This window comes from Nocardia sp. NPDC050697, from assembly GCF_040654395.1.
GTDB lineage: Bacteria > Actinomycetota > Actinomycetes > Mycobacteriales > Mycobacteriaceae > Nocardia.
Window position 1 is genome coordinate 1 of record NZ_JBFAHY010000009.1, and the last position, 23,787, is coordinate 23,787.

Annotated in this window: 19 protein-coding genes; 2 read left to right on the forward strand and 17 right to left on the reverse strand. The window is 74.8% G+C overall.

The window, feature by feature from the left end; all coding sequences use genetic code 11:
• From AB0H71_RS27050 to AB0H71_RS27090, 9 genes are all read right to left on the reverse strand, one after another.
• The coding region (locus tag AB0H71_RS27050; RefSeq protein ID WP_357026382.1) for a type VII secretion target at positions 1-547 on the reverse strand (547 nt) is incomplete at its 3' end.
• A 38-nt stretch (positions 548-585) separates the two neighbouring features.
• On the reverse strand, positions 586-3,054 hold the full coding sequence (locus AB0H71_RS27055) for a hypothetical protein (RefSeq protein WP_357026384.1): 2,469 nt from the start codon (positions 3,052-3,054) through the stop codon (positions 586-588).
• A 7-nt stretch (positions 3,055-3,061) separates the two neighbouring features.
• Positions 3,062-3,373 carry a hypothetical protein gene (locus AB0H71_RS27060; RefSeq protein ID WP_357026386.1) on the reverse strand — a complete coding sequence of 104 codons (312 nt, stop codon included), beginning with the start codon at positions 3,371-3,373 and terminating at the stop codon, positions 3,062-3,064.
• On the reverse strand, positions 3,370-3,729 hold the full coding sequence (locus tag AB0H71_RS27065) for a hypothetical protein (protein WP_357026387.1): 360 nt from the start codon (positions 3,727-3,729) through the stop codon (positions 3,370-3,372). Before AB0H71_RS27065 ends, AB0H71_RS27060 begins: the two co-directional genes overlap by 4 nt.
• Entirely contained in the window at positions 3,726-4,409 is a 684-nt protein-coding gene (locus tag AB0H71_RS27070) for a hypothetical protein (protein ID WP_357026389.1), read from the reverse strand. The genes AB0H71_RS27065 and AB0H71_RS27070 overlap by 4 nt, the downstream gene beginning before the upstream one ends.
• The gene (locus AB0H71_RS27075; protein ID WP_357026391.1) at positions 4,406-4,726 is read right to left on the reverse strand and encodes a hypothetical protein; all 321 of its coding nucleotides are present in this window, start codon (positions 4,724-4,726) and stop codon (positions 4,406-4,408) included. The genes AB0H71_RS27070 and AB0H71_RS27075 overlap by 4 nt, the downstream gene beginning before the upstream one ends.
• Complete coding sequence (locus AB0H71_RS27080; RefSeq protein WP_357026392.1) at positions 4,723-6,201, reverse strand: hypothetical protein; 1,479 nt, start codon at positions 6,199-6,201, stop codon at positions 4,723-4,725. Before AB0H71_RS27080 ends, AB0H71_RS27075 begins: the two co-directional genes overlap by 4 nt.
• Before the next feature lie 11 nt (positions 6,202-6,212).
• Positions 6,213-8,696 carry a hypothetical protein gene (locus AB0H71_RS27085; RefSeq protein ID WP_357026394.1) on the reverse strand — a complete coding sequence of 828 codons (2,484 nt, stop codon included), beginning with the start codon at positions 8,694-8,696 and terminating at the stop codon, positions 6,213-6,215.
• 9 nt (positions 8,697-8,705) lie between these two features.
• A complete protein-coding gene (locus tag AB0H71_RS27090; RefSeq protein WP_357026396.1) occupies positions 8,706-10,859 on the reverse strand; it encodes a hypothetical protein in 2,154 nt (717 codons plus the stop codon).
• An 81-nt stretch (positions 10,860-10,940) separates the two neighbouring features.
• Here AB0H71_RS27090 and AB0H71_RS27095 point away from each other — a divergent pair, with 81 nt between their 5' ends.
• Positions 10,941-12,419: a DUF4226 domain-containing protein gene (locus tag AB0H71_RS27095; protein ID WP_357026398.1), complete on the forward strand. Its 1,479-nt coding sequence runs from the start codon at positions 10,941-10,943 to the stop codon at positions 12,417-12,419.
• Positions 12,419-13,660 (forward strand): transglycosylase SLT domain-containing protein, encoded by a 1,242-nt coding sequence (locus AB0H71_RS27100; RefSeq protein WP_357026400.1) that lies wholly within the window; start codon positions 12,419-12,421, stop codon positions 13,658-13,660. The genes AB0H71_RS27095 and AB0H71_RS27100 overlap by 1 nt, the downstream gene beginning before the upstream one ends.
• 3 nt (positions 13,661-13,663) lie before the next feature.
• Here the strand turns inward: AB0H71_RS27100 and AB0H71_RS27105 are convergent, their stop codons facing one another.
• The 8 genes from AB0H71_RS27105 to AB0H71_RS27140 form a co-directional block, all read right to left on the reverse strand.
• Positions 13,664-15,115 (reverse strand): DUF4226 domain-containing protein, encoded by a 1,452-nt coding sequence (locus AB0H71_RS27105; RefSeq protein ID WP_357026402.1) that lies wholly within the window; start codon positions 15,113-15,115, stop codon positions 13,664-13,666.
• Complete coding sequence (locus tag AB0H71_RS27110) at positions 15,112-15,948, reverse strand: hypothetical protein (protein WP_357026404.1); 837 nt, start codon at positions 15,946-15,948, stop codon at positions 15,112-15,114. The genes AB0H71_RS27105 and AB0H71_RS27110 overlap by 4 nt, the downstream gene beginning before the upstream one ends.
• A 6-nt stretch (positions 15,949-15,954) precedes the next feature.
• Complete coding sequence (locus AB0H71_RS27115) at positions 15,955-18,366, reverse strand: hypothetical protein (protein ID WP_357026406.1); 2,412 nt, start codon at positions 18,364-18,366, stop codon at positions 15,955-15,957.
• Complete coding sequence (locus AB0H71_RS27120; protein ID WP_357026408.1) at positions 18,363-20,864, reverse strand: ATP-binding protein; 2,502 nt, start codon at positions 20,862-20,864, stop codon at positions 18,363-18,365. The genes AB0H71_RS27115 and AB0H71_RS27120 overlap by 4 nt, the downstream gene beginning before the upstream one ends.
• A gap of 3 nt (positions 20,865-20,867) precedes the next feature.
• Positions 20,868-21,275 carry a hypothetical protein gene (locus AB0H71_RS27125; RefSeq protein WP_357026410.1) on the reverse strand — a complete coding sequence of 136 codons (408 nt, stop codon included), beginning with the start codon at positions 21,273-21,275 and terminating at the stop codon, positions 20,868-20,870.
• Positions 21,272-21,532: a hypothetical protein gene (locus AB0H71_RS27130; protein WP_357026412.1), complete on the reverse strand. Its 261-nt coding sequence runs from the start codon at positions 21,530-21,532 to the stop codon at positions 21,272-21,274. Before AB0H71_RS27130 ends, AB0H71_RS27125 begins: the two co-directional genes overlap by 4 nt.
• A 19-nt stretch (positions 21,533-21,551) precedes the next feature.
• Positions 21,552-22,553: a conjugal transfer protein gene (locus AB0H71_RS27135; RefSeq protein ID WP_357026414.1), complete on the reverse strand. Its 1,002-nt coding sequence runs from the start codon at positions 22,551-22,553 to the stop codon at positions 21,552-21,554.
• A 66-nt stretch (positions 22,554-22,619) separates the two neighbouring features.
• Complete coding sequence (locus AB0H71_RS27140) at positions 22,620-23,750, reverse strand: GAF domain-containing protein (RefSeq protein WP_357026415.1); 1,131 nt, start codon at positions 23,748-23,750, stop codon at positions 22,620-22,622.
• Between the last annotated feature and the right edge of the window lie 37 nt (positions 23,751-23,787).

Consider the following 23,787-nt stretch of genomic DNA (forward strand, 5'->3'; position numbering starts at 1 on the left):
GCTCCGGCTCCGGCCCGAGCCAGTGCAGCGCGGTGATCGCCAGGAACCCGTGCGCGGCCGCCGGGGCCGTCGTGCCCGGCGCCGCCGGGGCGCTGCCGTCGGTCGCCGCCGGCGCGGCCTGCGCGGGGTCACCGATCGGCTGCGCGGTGGGTGCGGCGGAGACCGGCGCCGGACCGGTGTCGGCGGTGACCGGGGCGGGGGCGGAGGCGGAGGGCGTTCCGGTCCGCTCGCCGACCTCGTCGCCGGCGGCGCGGGTGCGCGCGGCCAGGTCCGCGTCGGTCTGCTCGTAGGTGTCGGCCGAGGCGCGCAGCGCGGCCGCGGTGTCGTCGTGCTCCCTGGCCAGGTTCTCCGCCGCCCGCTGCCTGGCGTCGTAGTAGCGGCCGAGCGCCTCGTAGACCGGTTGCGCGATCTTGCCGTAGGTGGGCAGGAAGTTCGCCAGCCATTCGGCGGGCGGCTTCCCCCACTCCCTGGTGTCCTGGGCGATCCGATCGTGCTGCGCGGCAAGCTGGCGCAACACCGCAGGGTCGATGTTCATGCTTTCCGGCATGCCTGCTCAGATCCTTTCCCGTACCGATCAACTCATTTTCAGCGATTCCCACCAGTGGGGATTCCGGCCCCGGCGGTGTAGGCCGGATGCCCGGTGACCTGGGCGTGGGTATAGATCGCGTCGCGCAGCCGCTGCCGGTCCGGCGGGCCGTCCAGGAGCAGCACCAGCTCGTCGCAGCGGCGCTGGAAGGCGAGGGCGCGCAGCGCCGCCCGCTCCGGCCCGGACCGCCCGTCCGCGGCCTCGGCGCGCAGCTCGCCGAGCGGAATCCGCGCGACGTCGGCGCGGCGGGCGGGGACGGCGGCGGCGATCAGGTCGTCGGCGTCGCGCAGCTCGGCCCACCAGGGCTCGGGCACCGGCCGCCGCTGCCGCAGCGCGGTCAGGATCCGCGCGCGCAGCGCGGGGGCGTCCAGCGCCTCCGGCGTGTGCCATCGCCTGCGGGCGACGCCGGTGTGCGCGTCCAGCGCCGCGCTCAGGCAGCGCGCCCCGAGCTCCGGCTCCGGGACCGCGGCGGCGCGGTCGAGCAGCGCGGGGGCGCCGGTCAGGCCGAGCCGGTCGGTGAGCCCGGGCCGCTCGGTGCCGAGGTCGAGCGCGGCCGCGGCGGGTACCTCGCCGGCCAGCGCCACCTCACCGAGCTGACCGCGCAGCACGGGCGCGATCCGCACCGACGAGGCGAGCGCCGAGAGCCGGGCCCCGGAGCGGCGGCCGAGCGCGAGCCCGAACTCGGCGAGCACCCGCGCCGGGTCGGCGATACCCTCCCAGGCGAACCCCTCCGCGATCTCCCACACCCACGGCGTAGAGACCTCGCGCGGCAGGTACAGCCCGGCGGGCAGCCAGCCGCGCCCCTCGTTCGAGGTGACGAAGGCGCTCACCCCCGACGGCCTGCGCAGCACCGCGACCGCCCAGGAGACGCCGAGCAGCTCCGGGGTGGCGGCGAGGATGCCGGCGAGCAGGGTGCGGGCCAGCACCAGGTCGCCGTCGACGCGCTCGCCGAGCACGAACGAGGGCTCGGCGGCGAAGAGCATGGCGGCGCCGACCGTTTCCCGGATGAGGTCGTCGCTGCCGGTGGAGTCGCGGGTGGAGCGGGTGCGCGGGACGGGCGGGAGTGGTCCGGGGGCGTTCGGGGGATGGCCGGCCGCCGAGACGCGGGGCGGCCCGAGGCCGCGGCTGTCCGCCGGAGCCGCGCCCGCGGACCGGCCCGCTTGACCGGACCCCTGCGCGGCGGTACCGGCCGCGGAACCGGCTGCACCGCTACCGGCCGCGCCGGAACCAGCCGCTCCTAGACCGGCCGCGCCGGAACCGGCTGCTCCGGACCCGAATGCGCCGGGGCCGAATGCGCCGGCCGCCGAGCCGGAACCGAGCGCGCCGGCGCGGCCCGGTCCGGCCACCGCGGGCCCGGCACCCGCCGCGCCGGACTGCCCGAGCACCGCAGGAAGCGCCGCGAAAGGCACCGCGCCGGAACCGGATTCGATACCGGACCGGGTGAGCTCGGTGGCCTCGGCACCGGGACCGCCCGCGAGGGTCGCGGGATCGAACCCCACCGCGCGCTCCCCCGGCCCGGACCGGGCGGCGGCCACGGCGGGCCCGCTCCGATCCGGTTCCGCTCCCCCGACGGGACCGGGATGGCCTTCGCCACCCGGCCGATCGGAGGGACCGGTCACCACCGGCGCGTACCCCGCTCCGCCCGGCACCGGCGCGCCAGGTGCCGGCGGGCCCGGCGCGGCCACGTCCGGCGCGCCCCCGGTCGGCTCGAACCCGTTCGGCATCACCGGAACCGGATCCCCGGTCACCACCGCGACCGGCACCTCCGGCACCTCCGCACCGGGCTCGGGCAGCGGAAACGCCACCGGCACCACCGGGTCGGCCCCCGGCGCAGGCGGCCCACCGTCCCGGCGACGCCGGGGCCCGCGCTGCCACGGCCCCCGCGGCCGGCCCCGCCGCGGCACCGCCCCCGGACTCCCCGGCACCCACGGCCCCGGCATGCCGAGCAGCTCCGCGATGACCTGCAACCCGGGGAACCCGGACGGCCCGGTCTCCCGCAGCGCGGCCCGCGCCACCTCCTCCACCTCGTCCCGCGCCTCGGCGATCAGCCCGGGAATGCGCGCCCGCAGCTCGTCCGCCGCCGCCTCGTCCTCGGCGGCGGCGGCACCGCGGTTCGCGGCGGCGATCCGCGCGGTGGCGCGGTCGACGATGTCCAGGATCCGGTTCTGCGTGCGGTACACCAGGTCGGCGAAGTCGCGCAGCACGGCGGCGGTGGCGAGCAGCGCGTCCGCGAAGGCCTGCGGCGTGCCGCGCTGGCGCAGCAGCTCGTCCTTGGCGCGCAGCAGCCCGGCGCTGGAGCGCACCCGCTCCTCGAAGGCGCGGCGGTGCTGCTCGGCCGCGCCGGGGTCGAGCCCGGCGGCGCCCGCCTCGGCGATGCGGGCCAGCGCGTTCCACTCCGCGGGCGCGACGGCGGGCCAGTCGCCGCCGACGATCGCGGTCCAGTGCGGGTTGCCGAGCTCCGGTTCCATCGAGGGGTCAGCCGGCTCCGGTCCCGCGCACCGACTCCCCGCCCGCGATATCGACGGCGCCGAGCGCCCGCGCGGTCTCGGTGATCTGCCGCAGCGTCAGCGCGGTGCGGCCGGCGTCGTTGCGCAGCGCGCCGTCGAAGGTCTCGACGATCCAGCCGAGCCGGTCGGTGAGCACCCGGTCGAGCGCCGAGCCGGGGCGCCGCGGCGGCTCCAGCTCCCCGGTGACCAGGGTGACCAGCTCGCCGACGGTGTCGATGGCGGCGGTGAATCCGGTGGCCGCCGCGATCACCTCGTCCGGGTCGTCGATATCGAGGTTCACGAACGCGCCCTGCCGAACTCGGCCGCCTCGAGTGCGCGGTACGACTCCTCGGTGGGCAGGTCGAAGGAGTCGACGGTGTAGGGCCGGGTGCCCTTGTACTCCATCTCGGCGCGCAGCCCGACCCGCGATTTCTCGTGCGCCAGCCGGGCCACCCGCAGGATCTCCGCGGCCAGCCAGGGCTCGCCGTTCTCCCCGGCGTCGTCGGCGAGGTGCATGCCGACCACCTCGCCGTCCCGGTCGCAGGCGACGCCGACGGTGTGCTCGGGGTTGAACACCTCGTAGACGGCGTGCTCCCAGTCGGGTTCGGCGGCCTCCGGTGCCTCCTCGTCGTCCCGGAACACCGGTTCGTCGGTCATGCGTCCTCCTCGGGTGATTCGTCCAGCTGCCGCGCGAGCTCGGCCCACGGCTCGTCCGCGACGCACAGCACGTGCCGTAGCCGCCAGAACCGGCTGCCCAGGTACATCTCGCCGGTGCCGTCGGGCTCCAGGTCGAGGTGGTCGGGGCCGTCGTCGGCGGGGTTGAAGGTGATGGCGGTGAGCGGCGGGCGGTCGTCGTCGATGTTCACCACGGTCGCGCCGCTGCCGGGGATGAAGCTCTGCCGCAGCCGCGGGCTGTCCGCCGTCGCCACCTCGGCGCTGTTGGTGGTGACCGTGACCTCCGGGTTCAGCATGAGCTGCAGCACCCAGGAGCGGGCGGCGAGGGCGGGCCGGTCGGCGTTGATGGCGAGCGCCAGGGTGGCGGCCAGATCCACCACCAGCACCTCCTCGGCGACGGTGACCCCGACGATCACCAGCCGCTGCGCCGAGCCGACCGGGTGCGGCAGGTCGTCGGCGGCCAGCGTGGTCACCTCGGCGCCCTCCTCACCGCTGGTCTCCGGGTGCGCGGCGACCCGGCCGGTGCGCACGTCGACGGTGAAGGCGCAGAAATTGCGCAGCGCCTGGTCGGCCACGGCCGCCAGCCGCACCAGCCCCTCCTCGTGCAGCCAGCGCACGGTGTCGGCGACGGTGACCTCGCCGAGCTCGGAGCCGACGGTCACGACGGCACCGGCGCGGCGGGCTCGGCGGTGTCGTCCATGATGGCGCGGTACTGACGCGCCGCGTCCGCGGAGCTCTCCCGGATCGCGGCCATGATCTCGGCGGCCAGCTCGGCGCCGGTGAACCGGGCGGTGGTGCCCGGCGCCAGGTACAGGTCGGTGAGGTGGCCCATGGCGTCGACCTCGGGGATCACCGCACCGCTCGGCGACGGCCTGCGCGCCCGGATGGCGTCGATCCGCTCCCGCATGTCGGCGATCCGGTGGCGCAGGTCGCGCGCGGCGTCCAGGGCCGCCTGGACGTCGGGGTGGATGCTGCTCATGCGGTACCTCCGGGGGGCGGTTGCTGGGTGGGCGGCGCCGGGGTCGGCGGCGTCACCGTCGGGGCGATGCTCGGCCGTTCGCCGATCACCGGGTCGGTGTGCGGGGTGTCGTCGACGTACATGAGCCGGTCCGGGTGCCAGGCCACCACCCGGTTGCGGTCGCCGCCCCCACCGCCCTGGCCGCCGCCCATCCCGGGCACCATCGGCATGTAGGGCATGTAGGGGCTGCCCGCGCGCGACCCGTTGGCCCCGGCCTGGGAGCCGCCGCCGAGCGGCTCGATCACCGAGGCGCGCGGGAGCCCGGCGGTGCTCGGCGCGGTTCCGGTGCCGCTCACCATGGGCATGGCGCCGACCGCGAACGCCGTGTCGGCCGGGATTCCGGCGTCGACGCCCGGGATGCCGCCGGGTCCGCCCGGCGCACCGGGGCCCGCGCCGGTGAAGCTCGGGATGCCGTAGTCGTCGGAGTAGTAGCCGTCGTCGGAGCCGTAGTCGTCGTAGCCGATGTCGTCGTAGTCGTCGGCGCCCTGGAGCCCGTCCATTCCGCTCATGGCGCTCATGAGCGCGGGCAGCATGGCGCTCATCATGCTCGAATCGCCCTGTCCCGACGCCTCGTCCGCTCCGGCGCCGGCCGCGGCCGCACCCGCGGCGACGGTGGACTCGACGGCGCCGGTGTAGCCGGTGATGGTCTCCGCCGAGCGCGCGTTCTGCTCTTGGAACTCGGCCAGCGCCAGCTCGGTCCCGACGGCGTCCTTCGAGCGCAGCGCGGTGAGCAGCTTGCGCCGCGCGGCCAGGATCTCCTGCGGCGTCGGGTGTTTCGCCTTGGCCAGCCGGAACGCGGTGCCGTAGCTGTCGATGCCGTCGGCGAGCGTGCCGAGCCGGGCGCCGAGCCCGGTGAGCCTGCCGTGCTGGGCGAGCAGCTCGGTGCTCGCCGCGGCGCCGACCGGGGTCCAGCCCTGCAGCGTGCCCGCGGCCGCCGTCAGCTCCGGGGCCGTGCCCGCCAGCAGGGTGGTGGCGAAATTGCGCACGGTGCCCGCGAATTCGGTCGCGCGGCCGGGGCCGGGGCCGGTGTGCAGGGCGCGGGCGAAGGTCAGCGGGTCGACGGTGGCCTCCGGCACGCCGCCGGCCGGGGGCGGCAGCCGCGGCGGCAGCGGCACGATCTCCGGCACCGGGTTGACGGCCCGCTCGCCGCCGCTGCCGCCGAGTGCCCGGCTGCCCGCGGCGTCGGTGGCGGTGTAATCCACCGCCGCGGCCCCGACCTGGCTCGCGGTGCGCTGGATCTCGCCGAGTACCCCGCCGAGTTCGTTGAAGAGCGCCGCGGCCTGGCCGTTCAGCCGCGGCACCGCCGTCGCCGAGATGGGGTCCGCGCCCGCGGGCACCACCCAGCCGCCCGGCACGTTCCCGCCCGCGGCGCGCGCCAGCGCGGCGAGCGCCGCCGCGGTGCGGACGAGCTCGTCGACATCGACATGCAGGACCATGGCTCCCTCCCTCAGACCACCGGCACCGCGACCGGGTCGCCCGCACCGACCGGCACCTGCTCGCCGCCGCGCGGCGCGGCGGCCCCGACCCCGGGCGGATGGGCGAAGCCGCCGAAATCGCCGAGCGGCCCGGTGGCATCGGCCAGCTCGGCCTGGAAGGGCCGCAGCTCACCCTGCACGACCACCTCGAGCGTGCCGCCCTCCTCGGCCGGGAAGACCACGGCGATCGCGGTGCGGTCGGCACCGGGCGCGGTGGCGCGCGCGCCATCCTGCGGCGGTGGCACATCGCCGCTCCCCGGGCCGCTGACGCTCGCGCCGAGCGGCGGTGCGCCGGTCGACATCTCGGCCTTCGGCGGCTCCATCGGCGCGGTGCCGGCCGGGCTCGCGGTCGAGACCCAGGTGGCGATATCGCCGGTCTGCATGGCGTACGGGTCGACCCGCTCCAGCGCCTTCACCTCGCTCCACTTCGCCGTGGTATTCGCGTAGGCCGCGTGCGCATCGGTGTGCTCCCTGTCCGCGAACGCCGCGTCCAGCGCCTCCGCGACAGCGGGCCAGACCCGCTGGTGCCTGCCGTCCGGGAAGTCGTAGGGCACCTTGCCGTCCTCGCCCGCGACCCGGGCCGGCGCCACCACTCCCGGCTGTCCCGGCGCGGTGTTCGGCGCGTGCACGGCCGGGTTGGCCTGCGGCGCCGGGGTCGCGCCCGGCGCGGCGGCCTGCGGTGCGGGCGCCGGGGTGGTGGGCGCGGTGATCGGCGGGGTCTGCACGGCGGGCGGCCGGTTCCCGCGGTCCGGGTCGCGGAGGTCGCGGCCGAGATCGCGGTCCTGGTCGGCGAAGTTCCTGGCCATGGCCTGCTGGGCGAGCATCGGGAGCAGCATCTCCAGGCCCGACCCCATCCCGAGGCCGGAGCCGATCGAGCCGCCCGGGTTCACCCCCGGCACCGTGCCGGGGGTGACGGGCGTGGCGGGGGCGGGCTGGTTCGCCGACTGCGCGGCCTGCACCGCGCGGTCGAGCGCATCGGCGGTGCGGCCGGAATCGGTGCCGCTGCCGGTGCCGGTGCCGGTGCCGTCGATGCCGGGCAGGGTGGAGCCGGGCAGGGTGGAGCCGTCGATGCCGGGCAGGCCGTAGTCGGTGGGCGAGGTGCCGGGCGCGACGGTCGACGTCCCGCCCTGCTCGCGCGAGCGCGCCAGCTCCTCCGCCAGTTTCCGGACGGCCTCGCTGTCGGTGACCTTCTCCGGATCGGGCACGCCGTCGGCGTTGGTGCCGGAGTCCCGCTGCCGCCCCGCGGTGTTGTCGCTGACGTCGGTCAGCGCCTTGGCGACGAGTTCGGAGAAGTTCCCGCCCGGATTCACCGCGACCAGCCGGTTCATGCCGTCGATGAGCCCCGCGATATTGGCCCGGCCGAGCTTGGTGATCTCGTCCTGGGTGGGGAGCACCGTGTTCAGGATGGTGTTCTGCATGGTGTCGAAGCGCCCGGCGGCCGCGTTCAGCCGGTCGACCACCTGCGGGTAGTTCGCCGGGATGGCGCCGGAGCCGGTCGTCGTCTCCAGCGGCGCGAAGCGCGGGATCACCTTCTCGTCCAGTGCCGTCTTCTTGCTGGGATCGCCGAAGAGCTCGTAGTTCTCGGAGAGCGCGGTGGCGACCGAGTCCCCGCTGCCGCCGTGCCACTGCGCCACCTCGGTGGGCAGCCCGGCGGGCTGCAGCAGGAAGCCGTCCCCGGTCGCCGTGTACATCGGGTCGGGGTCGAAGGGCGGCGTCGGGTACTGCGGAACGTGGTGGCCCACCCAGACGAACTCGATGGCGGGGTCCTGCCCCGGTTGCGCCGCCGCCTCCCGGCGGATATCCCACAGCGCCACGAAGGTGCCGGAGCCGAGCCCGACCCCGAGCGCCTTGAGCCACCCCGAGCCGAGGGACTGCGCGAGCCGGTCCCCGTGCTGGCCGAGGAGCCGTCTGGCCCCCGTCGGCTCCGGCACCGCGGCCCGGTCCGCGCGGGCCGTGCCGAGTGCCTTCTTCGCGTCCTGCCGCGCGGTCACCGCCGCCTTGTGCGCGGCCTCCGCCTGCTGCTCCGCTTTCTGCAGCTTCTTGCTGCCCGGCCGTCCCGCGGCGGCGGCCTTCGCCGCGTCGAGGTCGGCCTTCGCCTGCGTCGCGGCGGTGCGCGCGTCCGCGAGCTTCTCCGTGGCGTCCTTCACCTTGCGCTCGGCGGCGCCGACCTTGTCGAGCGCCGTCTTCGGGCCGCTCGCGACCCGCCCCACCCCCGCCTGGAGCAGCTTTCCGGCGCCGTAGCCGGCCGCGCCGCCCGCCGCACCGATCAGGAACCCCGACACCAGGTGGTCCCCGTCGCCGCTGACGAGCTGCCCGGCCGCACCGCCCGCGCCGCCCGCGAGCGCGGCCGCGCCGAGCATCTTGACGACGCCGCCGCTCCCTGGCAGGAACCGGTTGGCGACAGCGGTCACCCCGACGTCGACGACGAAGCCCCACTCCTCACCCCAGTCCGGCATCGCGCGCTCCTATCCCGAAATCGTGACCGGCACGGCGGCCTGCGGATCGACGGGTGCGGCGGTGGCGCCCGCGTCGGCGCCGGGCGGGCGGCGGAACCCGCCGAACACCCCGAACGCGCCGCCGTCGCGCTCCAGCACCTCGGTGAGCGGCCGCGGCTCGCCCGCCACGATCACCTCGGGCGGCGCGTTGTCGAACATGACCACGATGGCGGTCGACGCCGCCGCCGATGCCACCGCCGTCGCCGCGCCGTCGTCGGGCGGCAGCCACTGCGCGATATCGCCGGTGCGCAGGTCGGAGGGGTCGACGGGGAGCCCGGCGGGCTGTCCCGGCGGGGGCAGCGGGAGCGCGGTGCGCTGGTACGCCGCCCGCGCGTCGGTGCCGACGTGGTCGCTCACCGCGGCGGACAGCGCGTGCGCGACCACCTCCGGCACCATGACCGTGCGGCCGTCCCGGAAGACGAACTCCTGCAACCCGTTGCTGCCGGCCGGCGGGCCGGCGGCGGGGGGCGCCGTCGAAGCGGGCGCCGAGACCGTACGCGCGGCATTGGCCGGCTGCGCCGTCGTGCCGGTCGACGCGGGCTGCACGGTGCCCGGCCGCGGCGCGGCGGCCGTCTGGGTGGCGGGCCCGGCGGCGGTGGCCTTGGCCGGTGCCGGACCGGAGCCGCGCCGTTCCCGCTCCCGGTCGCCGCGGTTCGATCCCCGTCCCTGCTCGGCCGCGGCGCGCTGCAGCATGGCCTGCTGCAGCATCGGGTCGAGGCCGCCGGAGCCCATGGTCGACGTCGCGGCGGGCTGCTGCTGCGCGACCGGGACGGTGGCGGCCGGCGCGCTCGCCGAGCCCGGCGCGGCGGCGGCGGCCTTCGTCCCCGCGGTGGCGGCCGGGGCGGTGGTGCCCTGAGGTGCCGCGACGGCGCCGGGACTCCGGGGGTCCGCGGTGTCCTGCAGCAGGGGCGGGGATGTCTGCAGGTCGAGGGGCGGCACCGTGGTGACGGGCGGCGCGCCGGTGGTGGTTCCGGTGTTCGTCGTTGTGGGGCCGCCGGTCTCGTCCGTCCGGCCGGTGGGTGCGGTGGAATCGTCCGTCGTCGAACGGTTTTCGGTGTCGGTCTTGGGGTCGGCGCCGGTATCGGCCGGCGTGGCGGGTGGCTCGACCTCACCGGCCAGCTTGCGGAACGCCTCCGTCATCTCGCGCATGTCGGTCTCGGCCCGGTGGGTGACCGACTCGATGACCGTCATGACGTAGTTGTCCTCGGAGATCACCGGGCCGCCGGGCGGCGGCGGGACCGGCCGCAGCACCTTCTCCTGCACCAGCGAGTCGATGGTGGCGGTATCGGCCGGATGCACCTGCGCCATGGCGGTGAGCACCTCGACCTGGGATCCGACCATCTGCTGCCCGGCGGCGGCCTGCTCCCCCACCCGGCCGACGGCGGCGGCGACCTCGTTGTCGAAGGCCCGCATGCGCTCGTAGGTGGCCGCCAGCTGCTCGACGCGCTGCGCGTAGCGCGGCATGTTCGCCTCGGCCTCGGCGGTGATCGGGGGCACGGCCCAGGTCTTCGGCGGCGGTTCCTTCGGCTCGGTGCCGAAGCTCTCCCAGTTCGCGAGGTAGAGGTGCGGGAGATTGCGGTAGTGATCGGCGACCGTGCCGGAGAGCGAGAGCCCGTCGGGCAGCTTCGCCGGATCCGGCATCATGACCCGCGGCATCGCCTGCGGGAAGGTCGGGAGGCTGATGTCGATCAGCGGGATCGCGCCCTGCCCGGGCGGGACCAGGAGCGACATCCCGGCATTCATCAGCGGCGTGACCAGCGGCGTCGCCATCGTGGCGTAGAGCTTTCCCGGGGCGACGTGGGCACCGCCGATCGCGCGCGGGATGAACCCCTTGAAGAGCCCCTGCTCCATCAGCTGCGCGGGCGAGGCCAGCGCGAGCGACGCCTTGGCGCCGATGGCGCCCCGCGCCGCCGCGACGCCGACGCCGCCGCCGATCATGGTGAGCGCGCCGCCGATCGCGCCGGTGGTCGCCCCCTTCAGGACGGCGTCCATGTCCCAGCCGTTCTCCGCCCCGGCTATCAGCCCGCCGACCACCGCGCCGGCCAGCGCGGCCCCGACCGGGCCGCCCAGCGCGAAACCGGCGGTCGATGCCAGCCCGGTGGCAATGTCGCCCCACAGTGACACGGCGTTCGCCCTTTCGACTCGAGCACCATTGTCCGAGATTCCCACCGGTGGGAACGCGATCGGCACCGGCAGCGGCCAAGATTGAGGAACCGTGCCGCCGAGCCCACCGGCCGGGCGGCGAACGAGGAGGGAGCGCCGGATGAACCCCGTCTCGTTCCGGCGCGGGCGCCGGTGACCAGCGCCGGGCTCCGGCCTCCCGGCGAGGGCGCCGACGCCGAGGTGGCGGTGGCGGACGAGGCCGCGGCCGTCACGGTGACGCCGTGGTCGCCGCGGGGTGAGCGCCGGGCCGCGGTGCCGGTGCGGCCGCTCGCTCCGGCCGAGCCCCAGGTCACCCCGGTGGCCGCGGCGAATCCGCCGCCCGCGAACCAGTTCCCGGCGCTGGCCGGGATCACCGCCCCCTCGACGCTGCTGCGGCAGGCGGCGCCGACCGGCACCGCGCTCCCCCCGCCGCTCACCACCGTCGCGCCCCCCCTCACCGCCACCCCCTCCGGCATAGCGGTGGCACCGGACCGTCGACGCGCGGACGAAGACACCGAGGCCCCGGACGATTCCGCGGCCGCGAACCCGGTGTTCAACCTGCTCCCTACCCTCACCGACGCGCTCGCCAAGCTCGGCTCCGGCGGCGCCGCACCGGCCGCGAGCCCGGCCACCGTCGAAACACCCAGCAACGCGGCGGGCTTGAGCCCGCAGGCCGAGCGCGCGCTGCAACTGCTGAAGACGCTCGCCGCGGCATACGGCGACGGCGAGACCAGTAACCCCGAGGTCCTCGCCCTGCGCAGGGAGATCGGCCGCGCCCCCGGCACCGGCGGCGCCGCCACCACCGTCGCGGCCCGCCGCCTCTACCAGGCCAACTTCGCCAATGCCTACAACACCCTGGACAACCAGCTCGCCGGCTACATCACCCGCACCGGGGGCACCACCAAGGTCGACCGCGCCGCCATCCACAACCTGCTCCGCGAGGTCAATGTCGCCATCAACGAGCTCGGCCCGCAGGCCTACACCCGCCAGGGCCAGCAGCAGGTCCACAAGATCCTGACCGCAGCCCTGGTCAAAGCCAATGCCATCGCGGGCACTACGAGCGCGGGCAATACCGACACCGCCGTCTTCATCAACCAGCTCACCGGCCAGTACCTGAACAACATCGCGGGCAGGCGAACCCCGGACACCACCCCGGCCGCGGCCGCGCTGAGCGGGCTCCCCGGCGGCAAGGTCGGCGACTGGATCGCGCAGGCGGTGCAGATCCTGCGGGGCATGGGCTACGACGTCGGCAAGATCGACCCGGCCGCGCTGGCGATCATCGCGAAGCACGAATCGGGAAACAACCCGGGCGCGGTGAACAACTGGGACAGCAATGCCGCCAAGGGCATCCCGTCCAAGGGGCTCATGCAGACCATCGGCCCGACCTTCGACCGCTGGGCCGTCGACGGCCACCGCAATATCTTGAACCCGGTGGACAATATCGTCGCCGCCGCCAGGTACGCCATCAACCGTTACGGCTCGGTGAGCAATGTGCCCGGCGTGGTGGCGGTGCGGGCGGGCCGCAAGTACGTGGGGTACTGATGCCCGCGACCCGCCCGCCAAGGTTTCCCGGCCGCCCGCCCGATCCCACGGCCGGCCCCGACGATCCGGCCACCCCCCGATCCGGCCACCGGCCACCCGGCCCGGACGATCCGGCCGTTCCCCGGGCCACGACCGCCGCCCCGGAGCGGCCGCGCCGCGCGGCCACCGCCCGCAACCCCGGCCGCACCCCGCCCGCACCGCGTCCCGGCGCCCAGGCCGGTACGGCGCAGACCGCCGCCACCGCCCCCGCCGCGAGTACCCCCGCGAGCACCGGCACCCCGGCCCCGATCCGCACCGACGCCATAGCCGCACAGTCCGGCGCGAGCATGCCGATGGCGGCCGCCGCGCTCGGCACGCTGGCCATGATCGCCGCCCAGTACGGCCAGGGCACCCCGGTCGCGAGCACCGGCCAGCCGTACGCCCCGCCCCGGCTCGCCGACGGCCGCCCGACCGGCCCGCTCGCCGTCGACGGCGCGCTCGGCTCCCGCTACGCCGCCGACAGCCGGGGCACCGCGGACCGGGGCGCCGCCGCACAGTCCATGAACGCCGAGCTGAACCGCATCCTGGACGGCGCCGTCGACAACTCCGTGCGGGGCAGAGCCGCCATCGGCGCGATCATCGCCGAGGTCAACACCGCGCTCACCGCGCTCGGCAGCGTGGAGAACACCGCGGTCGGCAGGCAATTGGTGATCGGCACGCTCGGCAACGCCCTGCAGCGCGCCGGGTCGGTGCTCGGCCAGGGGCAGGCCGCGGCGGCGCTCACCGCCGACCGGATGGCCGGGCTGGCGGACCGGTATCTGCAGCAATCCGCGCCGCGCAAGCGCGCCACCCAGCGCCCGGTCACCGCGGGCGGCAGCGGCGCGCCGCCGCGCGGCAGGCCGAGCGGGCAGCAGGGGCAGTGGATCGACGAGGCCATGCGGGTGCTGCGGCAGCACGGCTACGACACCAGCCGGATCGACCCGGCCGCCATCGCGGCGATCATCCAGCACGAGTCCGGCGGCAATCCGCACGCCATCAACCTGTGGGACAGCAATGCCGCCGCCGGCATTCCGTCCAAGGGGCTCATGCAGACCATCGACCCCACCTTCGCCGCCTACGCGCTGCCCGGCCACGGCGATATCTGGAATCCGGTGGACAACATCATCGCCGGGACGCGGTACGCGATCGAGCGCTACGGCTCGGTGAGCAATGTGCCCGGGATCGTCGGGCTGCGCGACGGCAGCGGGTACGTCGGGTACTGAGCCTCAGGCCCAGCGCGCGGCGCGGTAGTTCTTCGGCAGCGGCACCTCGCCGATCGGGACGCCCGACCGGGAGGCCGCGTAACAGACGCCGTTGCCCGCGTACATGATGACGTGCCCCGGTTTGCCGTTCTCGAAGGAATCCGCCGGGAAGACGAGGTCGCCGGGTTGCAGCGGCCCGGTCACTCGGGGCAGCAGCCGGTACTGGTCCGCCGCCACCCGGGGGATGTTCACCCCGGCCGCCTTCGCCGCGTACTGCATGAGCCCCGAGCAGTCGAAGGAGTTCGGCCCCTCGTTGCCGAAGACGTAGGGCTTGCCGAACTGCGCGCGCGCCGTGTCCAGCGCGATCTTCACCTTGCCGCCCGCGGGTGCACCGGCGCCCGTGCTCGACGCCGGGGTCTTCTTGCCCGCGATGTTGTTCAGGTACTGGCCGGTGAGCTGGTTGATGAAGGCGGCGGTGTCGGTATTGCCCGCGTGCGTGTTCCCGGCGATGGCATTGGCCTTGACCAGGGCCGCGGTCAGGATCTTGTGGACCTGTTGCTGGCCCTGGCGGGTGTAGGCCTGCGGGCCGAGCTCGTTGATGGCGACATTGACCTCGCGGAGCAGGTTGTGGATGGCGGCGCGGTCGACCTTGCCGCTGCCCGCGGTACGGGTGATGTAGTTGGCGAGCTGGTTGTCCAGGGCGTTGTAGGCATGGGCGAAATTGGCCTGGTAGAGCTGCCGGGCCCGGACAGACTCGGCGCCGGAGCCGGAGCCGCCGATGAGCCCGAGTTCCTTCCGCAGGGCGAGCGTCTCGGGGTCCTTGGTGTCGCCGTCGCCGTAGGCGGCCACCAGTGATTTCAGGACGTCGAGCACCCGCTGGTCCTGCGGGCTCAACCCCGCCGCGGTGCTGCCGCCACCCGGCGCGGCCGTACTTCCGCTCGCCGGCGCGCTGCCGCTCGTCCCCGACGCGCCCCCACCGCCGCCGAGCAGGGCCTGGGCCAGGGTCGGGAGCATGCCGAGCGCCATGGTCCCCGCCATGGTCGCGGCGGGCAGCACGGCGGCGACGGTGTCGGCGTCCAGCGCGGGTGGCGGCTCCGCCGCCGGCGCCGGCGCGGCCCGCGGCGGTGCCGGAACGGGCGCCGCCGGAGCCGGAGCGGCCGCCGCGGGCAGCGCCCCGCCACCCGGCGCGAGCGGGCGCAGCGCCGGCGGCAGCAGCGCCGAGGGCACCGTGATCCCCGGCAGCCCCGGAATCGCGGTGCTGCCCGGCGAACTCGCCACCGGCACCACCGGCGCCACCGGCGCCGCCGCGCCCGGCGCGCCCATCGCGGGCACGGCGGGCAGCGCGGGCAGCCCCCGGCGCCCGCGCCCGGACCACGGCGTCGCCACCGCGCCGCTCTCCCCCGGCCCTTCCGCGGGCCCCTGCACCGGCTCCGCGCCGACCGCCTCCGCGATCGGCCACACCTCCGCGCTCGTCATCCCGCCCCGCTCAGCACGCGCTTCACCCGGACATCGGCGCCGGACGGCAGCTCCCGCCACACCGCCCGCCCGCTCTCCGGCTCGACCGTCACCAGCTGCCCGGGCCCCACCGCGACCCCCGCCCTGGCCGGGGCATTCCCCTGGAAATCCCAGAACACCAGGTCACCGGGGGAGACCGCGGAGCGGTGCACCCGCTGCCCGCACCCGCTCTGCGCGGCGATCGATTCCGGCAGCAGCACCGCACCGCCGGACTCCGGCCGCCCGCACACCGCGCTGCCCGCACCGGCCTCGGCCGCCACCTCCGCGCAGCGTCCGGCGGCCGCCGCGAGCGAGGCGCCGTAGATCACCGACCGGACCAGCCCGCCCGCGTCCCCGGCCCCGTCCACCCGGGCGAGCGCCAGCTCCCGCGCGCATCCGGCCGCGCGCCCGCTGTTGCCGTACCCCCACGGCTGCTCCTGATAGGGGGCGGTCCGCAGGGCCGCGACGCAGCTCCGCTCCCAGGCCGACATCGAGCCCGGCTCCGGCGGAATCGTCAGCTCGGCATAGGGATTGGTACTCGGCACCGCGGCACGGCCGGGCGAGGTGACCGCCGTCAGCGGCGGCGGCTCGGCGGCGCCACCGGACGGATCCGGCCCCACCGCGCTGTCGCACTGGTAGCGCAGGTCGGCCGCGGAGGTCGCGACCGGCCCCACCGCGACGACGAGCGCCACCGCGGGTAGCGCGAGCAGCACCGCGACCACAGCCCCGCCACCCCACCACGCCTTCCTTTTCGGGCGGTCCCGCCGCCGCGGCCGCGGCACCAGCCACGCGAGCATCAGCAATCGACCGAACATCGCGGCTCACCGCAGCCGTTCGGCGACCGGCGTGAGCGCGGCGCGCCACGCGGCCATATCCGGCCGGTGGGTTCCCGGCGGCGTGACCGTGTGCCAGGTTCCGCGCTCCACCCCCGAGCTCCACATGTCGGTGTCGGTCGCGGCGGTGATCACGCGCCTGGCCTCGCGCATGCGCTGCGGGTCGGAGATGTTCGCCATCATGGCGTCGACGGCCTCGGTGGTCAGCCGCGCGTGCTCGTTGCCGATCCACTTCATCATGCGGCCCGCGGCGTTCCGGTCGATGCTGCGCAGCGCGGCGGGCACGCTGGTGCGGTCGCCGTCGGCCACCTTCTTCAGCTCGTCCAGCTTCTTCGCGGTCGGGTTGCGCATGTAGTCGAGGACGTAGCGGCGCTGCGCGCCGGTGGCGGCGCCGCCGTCGAGGGTGACCCCGCCCGCGTGCGCGTTGCGCCAGCGGGTGGCGACCGCCTCCAGGGTGGCCAGGTGCGACACCATCTCGTCCGGGTCGCCATGGCCCGCGAGCAGCCGGTCGGCCGAGTGCCCCACGTTCTGCATGGCGGCGACGACGTGGCCGAGGTGCTTGTTGGCCAGCGTCTCGTCCTCGGCGTTGTCCTCCATCATTCCCCAGGAGCGGACCGCCCGCGCCATGATCTCGCGGTCGGCGAAGCCCGCGCCGGTGAGCGCGCCGTAGGCGCTGTCCAGCAGGCCGCCGGAGTTCCGCAGCCTGCGGATCGCCGCCGCGGCGCCGCGCGGGGTGTCGATGCCGCCGCCGTGCACCGCGCCGGCGCGCGCGGCGACGGCCAGCTGCTCGCGGCCGAGCTGGGCCTGCACCATCCAGCCGGTGGGGCCGCCGAGGCCGGGCGCGTTGTACATCCCCCACAGCGCCTGCTGCATCCCGCGCTCCGCGCGCGCCCGCGGCCGCAGCGGGTTCCTGGTCCCGGCCCACAGCCATTCCGTCACCGGGGAGCTGTTGATGGTGCTCACCGCGGCCAGTGTGTTGAGCAGCCCGAGCCCGCCGATCGAGCCGGCCGCGTGGCCGCCGGTCCCCATGGCACCACCGCCGCTCCCGGCGCGGCCGTTCTCCCCGCGCATGGCGTTGCCGATCCGGTCCACGATCCACTCGGTGCCGCCGGCGAGCCGCTTGTTCAGCGCGTTCAGCTCCACGATCAGCACCAGCCCGGCGCCGGCGCTGATCACCAGCACCGCCATCACCTGCCCGCCGGCCTGCTGGAACAGATTCCCGTAGAAGAGGCAGGCCGCGCCGAGCGCGATGGTGTTGACGACCATGGCCGCGGCGGCGATCAGCCCGTCCACGATGTTGTACACCAGGAACGATTGCGTCGGCCCGTACACGAAGCCGCCCGCCGCGAAGCCGAAGATCGAGTAGATGCCGTGCTTGAGCGTGCGCATCCCGGCGCGCAGAATCCGCCAGGCCAGCATCACCCCGAGCCCGCAGATGATCAGCGAGGTGACCAGCATGAGCAGCCCGGCGCCGATCTGCCCCGCCCCCGGGTTCGAGGCGGACCCGGCGGCGGTGGTGTCGCCGCAGCTCCGCAGCCCGTCCTTGACCCGGTCCTCGTCTCCGGCGAGCATCCCGGCGGTCCAGACCGCGCCGCAGGCGGGCCGGTCGTCGACCACGTGCCCGAAATTCCACACCTGCAGCGGGCGCCGCGCCAGGTTGTCGGCGAGCGTGGCCTGGATGGTCGCCACCAGCCGCATCGGGTTCACCTCGGTGCTGCCGTTCAGCCCGGCGGCCACGGTGATCCCCACGTCCCTGCCCTTGGCGAGCACCCCGTCCGCGGCGAGCGCGTCCTCCAGCGGGTGCGCCAGGAAGAACGGCCCGGCGATGGCGACCAGCACCATGGTGCAGACCTGCGCCACCGCCTTCGCCGATTGCCCGCGCACGATGAAGTACGCCACGAAGAACGCCCCGATCGCCGCCGCGGTGACCAGCATGATCGGGGTGGCGAGCTGCCCGCTCAGGTTGGTCGCCACTCCCTCCAGGGCGGAGCCGATCGAGGCGAGCCACTGGAAGCTGAGGGCGTAGCCGATGATCCAGATCGCGGTCGTCACGATCACCAGCCAGCCCGCGAACTCCAGGCTGATGATGGTCGAGAGCACGGTGTTGCCCGGGTTCAGCACGCCGCCGCGGTCGGTGACGAAGAGGTACTGGGCGAGCGGGACCCCGGCGGAGTCCCGGATCGCCATCCAGCTCAGCGCGCTGTTGACCGAGCCGGGGGTGCCCGGCGAGCCGCTGCCCGCCAGCGCCACGCCGCCGAGCGCGGCGGGCAGCACCACCGCGAGCGCGAGCACGGCGAGCAGCCGGGCGCTCCAGCGCCTGCGCCGGGTGGCGCCGACCCAGGCCCGCCCGCGCCGCCACCGCGCCACCGTCCGCCCGGCGGCCCCGCGCTCCGGCGTCACGGCACGGTCTGTCGCGCGGCGGTCGGGGTGCTGGTGATCGCGGCCGCCCGGTCCGGGCGGGCCGGGCCGAGCACCTTGCCGCGGCCGATCCGGTTCAGCGCGTCCCGCATGAACATCTCGCCGCGGCGCTCCTCCGGCACCTTGCGCCCGGCCCCGACCGGCGGCGACGTCTCCTCGCGCAGCACCTGCAGCAGGAACGGCGCCTCCTCCAGATCGACGCCGAGCCAGTCCAGGCTGTTGCGCGCCAGCACCTCGTCGCGCTGCCGGAAGACGAAGCGGTTCGGCACCAGATTGTGCGCCGCGCCGCGGAAGTCGGTGGCCGGGTCGTGCGAGGCGAGCCCGATCGCGGCCAGGTGCTTGCGGCCGTCCCTGCTGAAGTCGGAGGTGACGGCGGCCCCCACCTGGGTCTGCGTGAAGTGGTGCGCCTCGTCCCCGACCAGCAGCCCGAACCGCCCGTTGTCGCTGAGGAACGCCTCCCGCGCCGCCACCCCGACCAGCTCGTAGAGCGCGGTGCCGAGCCGCTTGGTCAGCGGCAGCCGCTGGTACAGGTGCGGGGTGGTGAGCTCCTCCGCGCTGGGCAGCGCCAGCTTGTGGCTGCGCACCACGGTGGCGGCGGCGTCCAGCCGCAGCGGCGGCAGCTCCGGGTCGAAGAGCACCGGCACCCGCTCCACGATGGTGCCGAGCCGGGCCGCCAGGTCCGCGTACTCCTCGCCGAGTTCGCCCTCGCCGCGCAGCCGCCGGACCGTGCGGTAGAGGTCGAGCATGCTCCGGATGCCGTGCTCGGCCATGCCCTTCACCGAGAGCAGCGCGCTGGCGGCGGCGCCGGGGCCCGAGGTGGGCGAGAGGTCCAGCAGCGGCAGGATGGAGTCGAGCGCGCGCTCGCCCGCGACCCGCGGGTCGAAGAGCCGCAGCGGATCCAGCGAGACGGCCGGGTCGGCGAGGTCGATCACCACCGCGTCGTCGATGGTGCCCGCGAAGTGCTCCCACTCCCCCACCTGGCTGCGATCGAGCGCGAGGAACTGCCCGCCCATGTCGTGCACCAGCACCGCCATCAGCTTCAGGAAGTACGACTTGCCGGAGCCGAGCTCGCCGGTCACCGCGAAGGAGGCGGAGAGATCGTGCAGCGCCGCCTCCATGATGCCGAAGTGGATCGGCTCGAAATTGCCGGAGAGCAGGTTCACCCCGATCACCGGCCCGGTGTCGTCGCCGACCTGGCTGGTGGTGAAGGGCACGAACCCCGCCCACATGTCGGAGGGCACGATGTGCGCGAAATCGTCGAAGGCGCGGCGCGGCGGGCTGCCGGGCACGAACATCGACCACAGGTCGACCTGGGCGCCGACCGGCGCCGTCAGCTCCACCTGGAACCGCTTGTACCGCCGCTTCAGCGCGTTCACCGCGTCCATGGTGACCTCGCGCGACGGCCCGCCCACCGCGATCACGGTGGTGAAGGAGATCTCCGACTCGCCGCTGTTCACCTCGAAGTGGGTGTTGTACTCGCCCAGCATCTGCGCCTTGGCGGCCAGCGTGTTCTGCGCGAACGAGACCTCCTGGTCGCGCTGGTCCATCTGGTCGCCGAGCCGCCGCAGGTTCAGCTCGTTGTTCTTGAGCACCTGGTCGGCGGGGCGGGTGGCGATCCGCATCGCCCAGTCCACGGTGACGTTCTCCATCGCCTCCAGCACGGTCAGGAACTCGCTGCCGCCCGGAAAGACCATGCCCGCGTACGGAAACGAGTGCGGGGTGAGCATGGCCTGGTAGGAGGGGCGGTACTCGAACTCCGGCTGCACCACCTTGATCACCGGGACGAAGGAGGGGCGCAGCCGCCGGTTGCCGTCGGTCCGCGCGCCCTCGTCCAGCGCCGCCGAGCGGAAGACCGCGGCGGTGGCGTCGTCCAGCAGCCCCGCCCTGGCCGGCGCCACCGGATCGCCCACCGCGCCGCGCGAGAGGTAGTGCTCCCACAGCCACTGGAAGAGCGAGGCGGGCACCGGCACCGGGTCGAACTCGCCGCCGATCCGGGAGAGGATCTCGCTCGCCTTCTCCGCGTAGCCGTCCAGCTCGGCCCGGGAGATCGCGGTGGCGTCGATGGTCGTGGTGCTGCCGCGCCAGACCCGGGCCAGCCCGGAGATGCCGGTATTGCCCGCCCCGACCGGGATGGAGAGCAGGTGGATCCGGGTGCGCGGCCCGATCGCCCGCATCCGCTCGAAGGAGGCCACCACCTCGTCGGCGTAGTCCTCGCAGGCGTCCAGGTCGACGCCCTCCACCATCTTGGTCAGCACGTCGAGGGTATTCAGCCTGGCCTGGATGCCGAGCAGCAGCGAGCCGTCCGGCAGGCTGCTGACCAGCGCGTGGTGTGCCAGCTTCACCTCGGCCTTGTCGCCGGCCCTGCGCAGCCCGTAGCCGAGCGGCTGCACGAAGTACGTCGCGGTCACCAGCCCGGAGTGGGTGAACTGGAGATTGCCCCTGACCGCCGCGGTCGGTTGCAGATCCCGGTCGAATGCCATCGCCTAGGCCCCCCGCGCGTCCGGGAGCAGCAGCACGATCGACTCCTCGATGAACGTGGTCTGCTCCGCCGAGTCCGTCCCGATCGGCATGCCGGAGGCCGAGACCGGCCTGCGCACCACCAGCAGCCTGCCGATCCACCAGATCCGTGAGGAGAGCCGCACCCCGGTGTAGGGCACCAGCCCGCTCGCGAAGACGACGAGCACCGTCACCGCGGTGCCGATCAGGAAGGTGACCGCCGGGTTCGCCGGCAGCGTCATGGTGCCGATGCCGGTGAGCAGCAGCCCGGCCATGCCGCCGCCGACCTGCGGCAGCGTGTAGGGCCCGAAGGGCAGCTTCTGCCCGTTCTGCGATTTCCCGATGACCGTCGGCACCCGCTTTATCGGGGTGAAGACCTTGACGACGTCACTCATGAACCGTAACCGACGGGGAAATTCGGCACGATGCTGTTGGAATCGATGCGGGCGTAATTGATGAGCGCGGGCAGCACCCAGAGCACGACACCGGCCAGCACCGCGGAGGCGCCGACGCCGATAACGCGGGTCGCGGCCAGTTTGGTCCGCGCGCTCTCCGCGATCAGAATTCCGATCGCGACGATCGCGATGACGATGAGCCCGGCCCATCGAACGAAATTCAGGACGATCACCAGAATGCTGGTCAAGCTGCTCATGGGAATATCTCTTCTCTGCTCAGTTCTGGGTCGGCGGCGGAATCTGCGCGGTCGTCGTCGCCGCTGCCGCCGACCCGGGCACCGGGTTCGCGGCGCCGGGTTCGCCGCCGGTGACGACGGTGAGCGGCTCGGTCAGCGCGGGGATCGGGTCGATCGAGGCCACCTGCCACTGCCCGCCGGTGCGCACCAGGGTGAGCGGGTAGACCAGGGTCGCCGCCGCCGCGCCGTCGACCTTCGGGTTCACCTGCACCGAGAGCCGGGCCCGCGCGCTCTCCGCGCCGCAGCTGCGGTCGTCGGAGTCCACCGCCGTCACCTCGGCCGCGCTGAACGGCGCCGGCTGCACCGCGGCGATCGCCGAGCCCGGCACGGTGTAGCGCGCGATATCGCCGCTCCCGGCCAGCATGGCGGCGAGGAAACCAGTCGCCACCTGGTGCAGCGGGGTCTCCTGGCCGCACGGCGCGCCGTACGCCAGGCTCAGGTCGGCGCCGCGCGCGGGCGGCTGCACCAGCGCGGGCGGCGCCAGCGCGCGCAGCCTGCCCGCCGCGGTCGAGACCGCGACCCGGTAGAACTGCCTCGGCTCGCCCTCCGCCGCGCCGGTCTTCGCGCCGTGCCGCACCGAGACCGTCACGCTCCACACGTCGAGCCCGCCGCCGGAGACCGTGCGCGCCACGTACACCACCGCGGGGTCGGTGACCGGCCTGCCGCTCGACGGCAGCGCGACATTCCCGACGGCGGCGTACTCGCTCAGCTTCTCCCGCTGCGCGGTATTCGCGGAGAGATAACTCACCACGAATTGCCCGGCGAACGAACCGGCCAATTGCGCGCGCCCGATCAGCGCCGCCGTGGAATCGTCGGAGGGCCCCGGCGGGGCCGGGGTGAAGAAATCGTGCAGCGCGTGCCCGCCGCCGAGCACGGCCAGCACCGCGAGAATCGCTACTATCGCATTGTCACGGCGGCGGCGGGCGGCCATCCGGCGGAGCAGAGCCTCCGAATCGCCCCGTTCGCGGACCGTGTTCCTCATGGGAAGAAATGGTAGAGCGAGCGGCTCGGCACACTCGTCCGTGCCGTTCCCAGGAATGGGAATCGCTCAGCAGGCGGAACTCCGGTCGCCCCCGGCGGCGAGCCAGTGGTGCAATTGCTCGTCGTACCCGATGGGGTGGTCGAAATCCGGCCGGGTGCGGACCGCCGGATCGCCCGCCATCCGGACCAGCTGGGCGATCGCCAGCCGGGTGCTGGAGCAGCCCGGGTACGGGTAGAGCAGCAGCGAGGTCGGGGTGTAGCCGCCCGCGTAGTTCAGCGTGCCGACGGTGACGCCCGCGCTCTCCCCGGTGCCGAGCCGCGCGCCGACCTCGGCGAGCCGGGCCCGGTCGGCCGGGTGGAACACGTCCACCGGGCGGAAGAGGTAGTCCCACCGGATCCACGGCGCCGGGTCGGTGAGCCAGTGCGAGATGCTCGGGAAGTCCAGGTGCAGCACCGCCAGGTGGGTGCCCGCCCTGCGGTGCGCCTCGCGCAGCCCGATGCGCTCCAGCGTCGGCGGCGCCGATGGCGCGTCCGGCACGGTGACGTCCTCGACCAGCAGCCAGGCGCCGCGGGTCCGCTCGTCGTCGCGGGAGCGAATCGTGAAGCGCCAGCGGCCGGGTCGCATGGCGCCGTGCGTGATGGCGGCGTCGAACTGGAGCCGCCCGCCCGCGCCGGGGTCGTAGAGCAGGTCGAGCACCTCGGCGTGCCGGTCGAAGGCGGCCGCCCGGTGGAAGAGCTCGGCCAGCGAGAGCCGGGGCACGTACTGTTCCGGCGAGCCGCCGGTCAACCTCGTGATGCCGACCGGCTGCTCGATGGTCTGGCTGTCCAGGTCCCAGACCGCGCCGACCGCCGCGGGCGGCTCCGGCGCGGGCGCGTCGTCGGGGCCCAGCCAGAGCCGGACCGCGTGCACGTCACCGGCCGGGCCGAAGACCGGCCGCAGCAGCAGCCGGAACCGCCCCGCCCCGGTCCGCACCGTCCTGGCCAGCTCCTGCGCCCCGGCCCGCGCGGCCCGAATGGCCTCGGCGACCTCGAGCGTGGTCAGCCCGTCGTACACGGCGGGCGTCTTCGACAGCAGCCGCTGCAGCACCCGCTGCCAGCTCGCGAAATCGCGGGGCGACTCCCCGACCGACGCCACCGACATGGTCTCCGGCGTCAACGTCTCGATCGTCACCCACGGAATCACGGGGCCAGTCCACATCGCACCCATTCAATGTACCGTTACTTAGCGGCGTGAT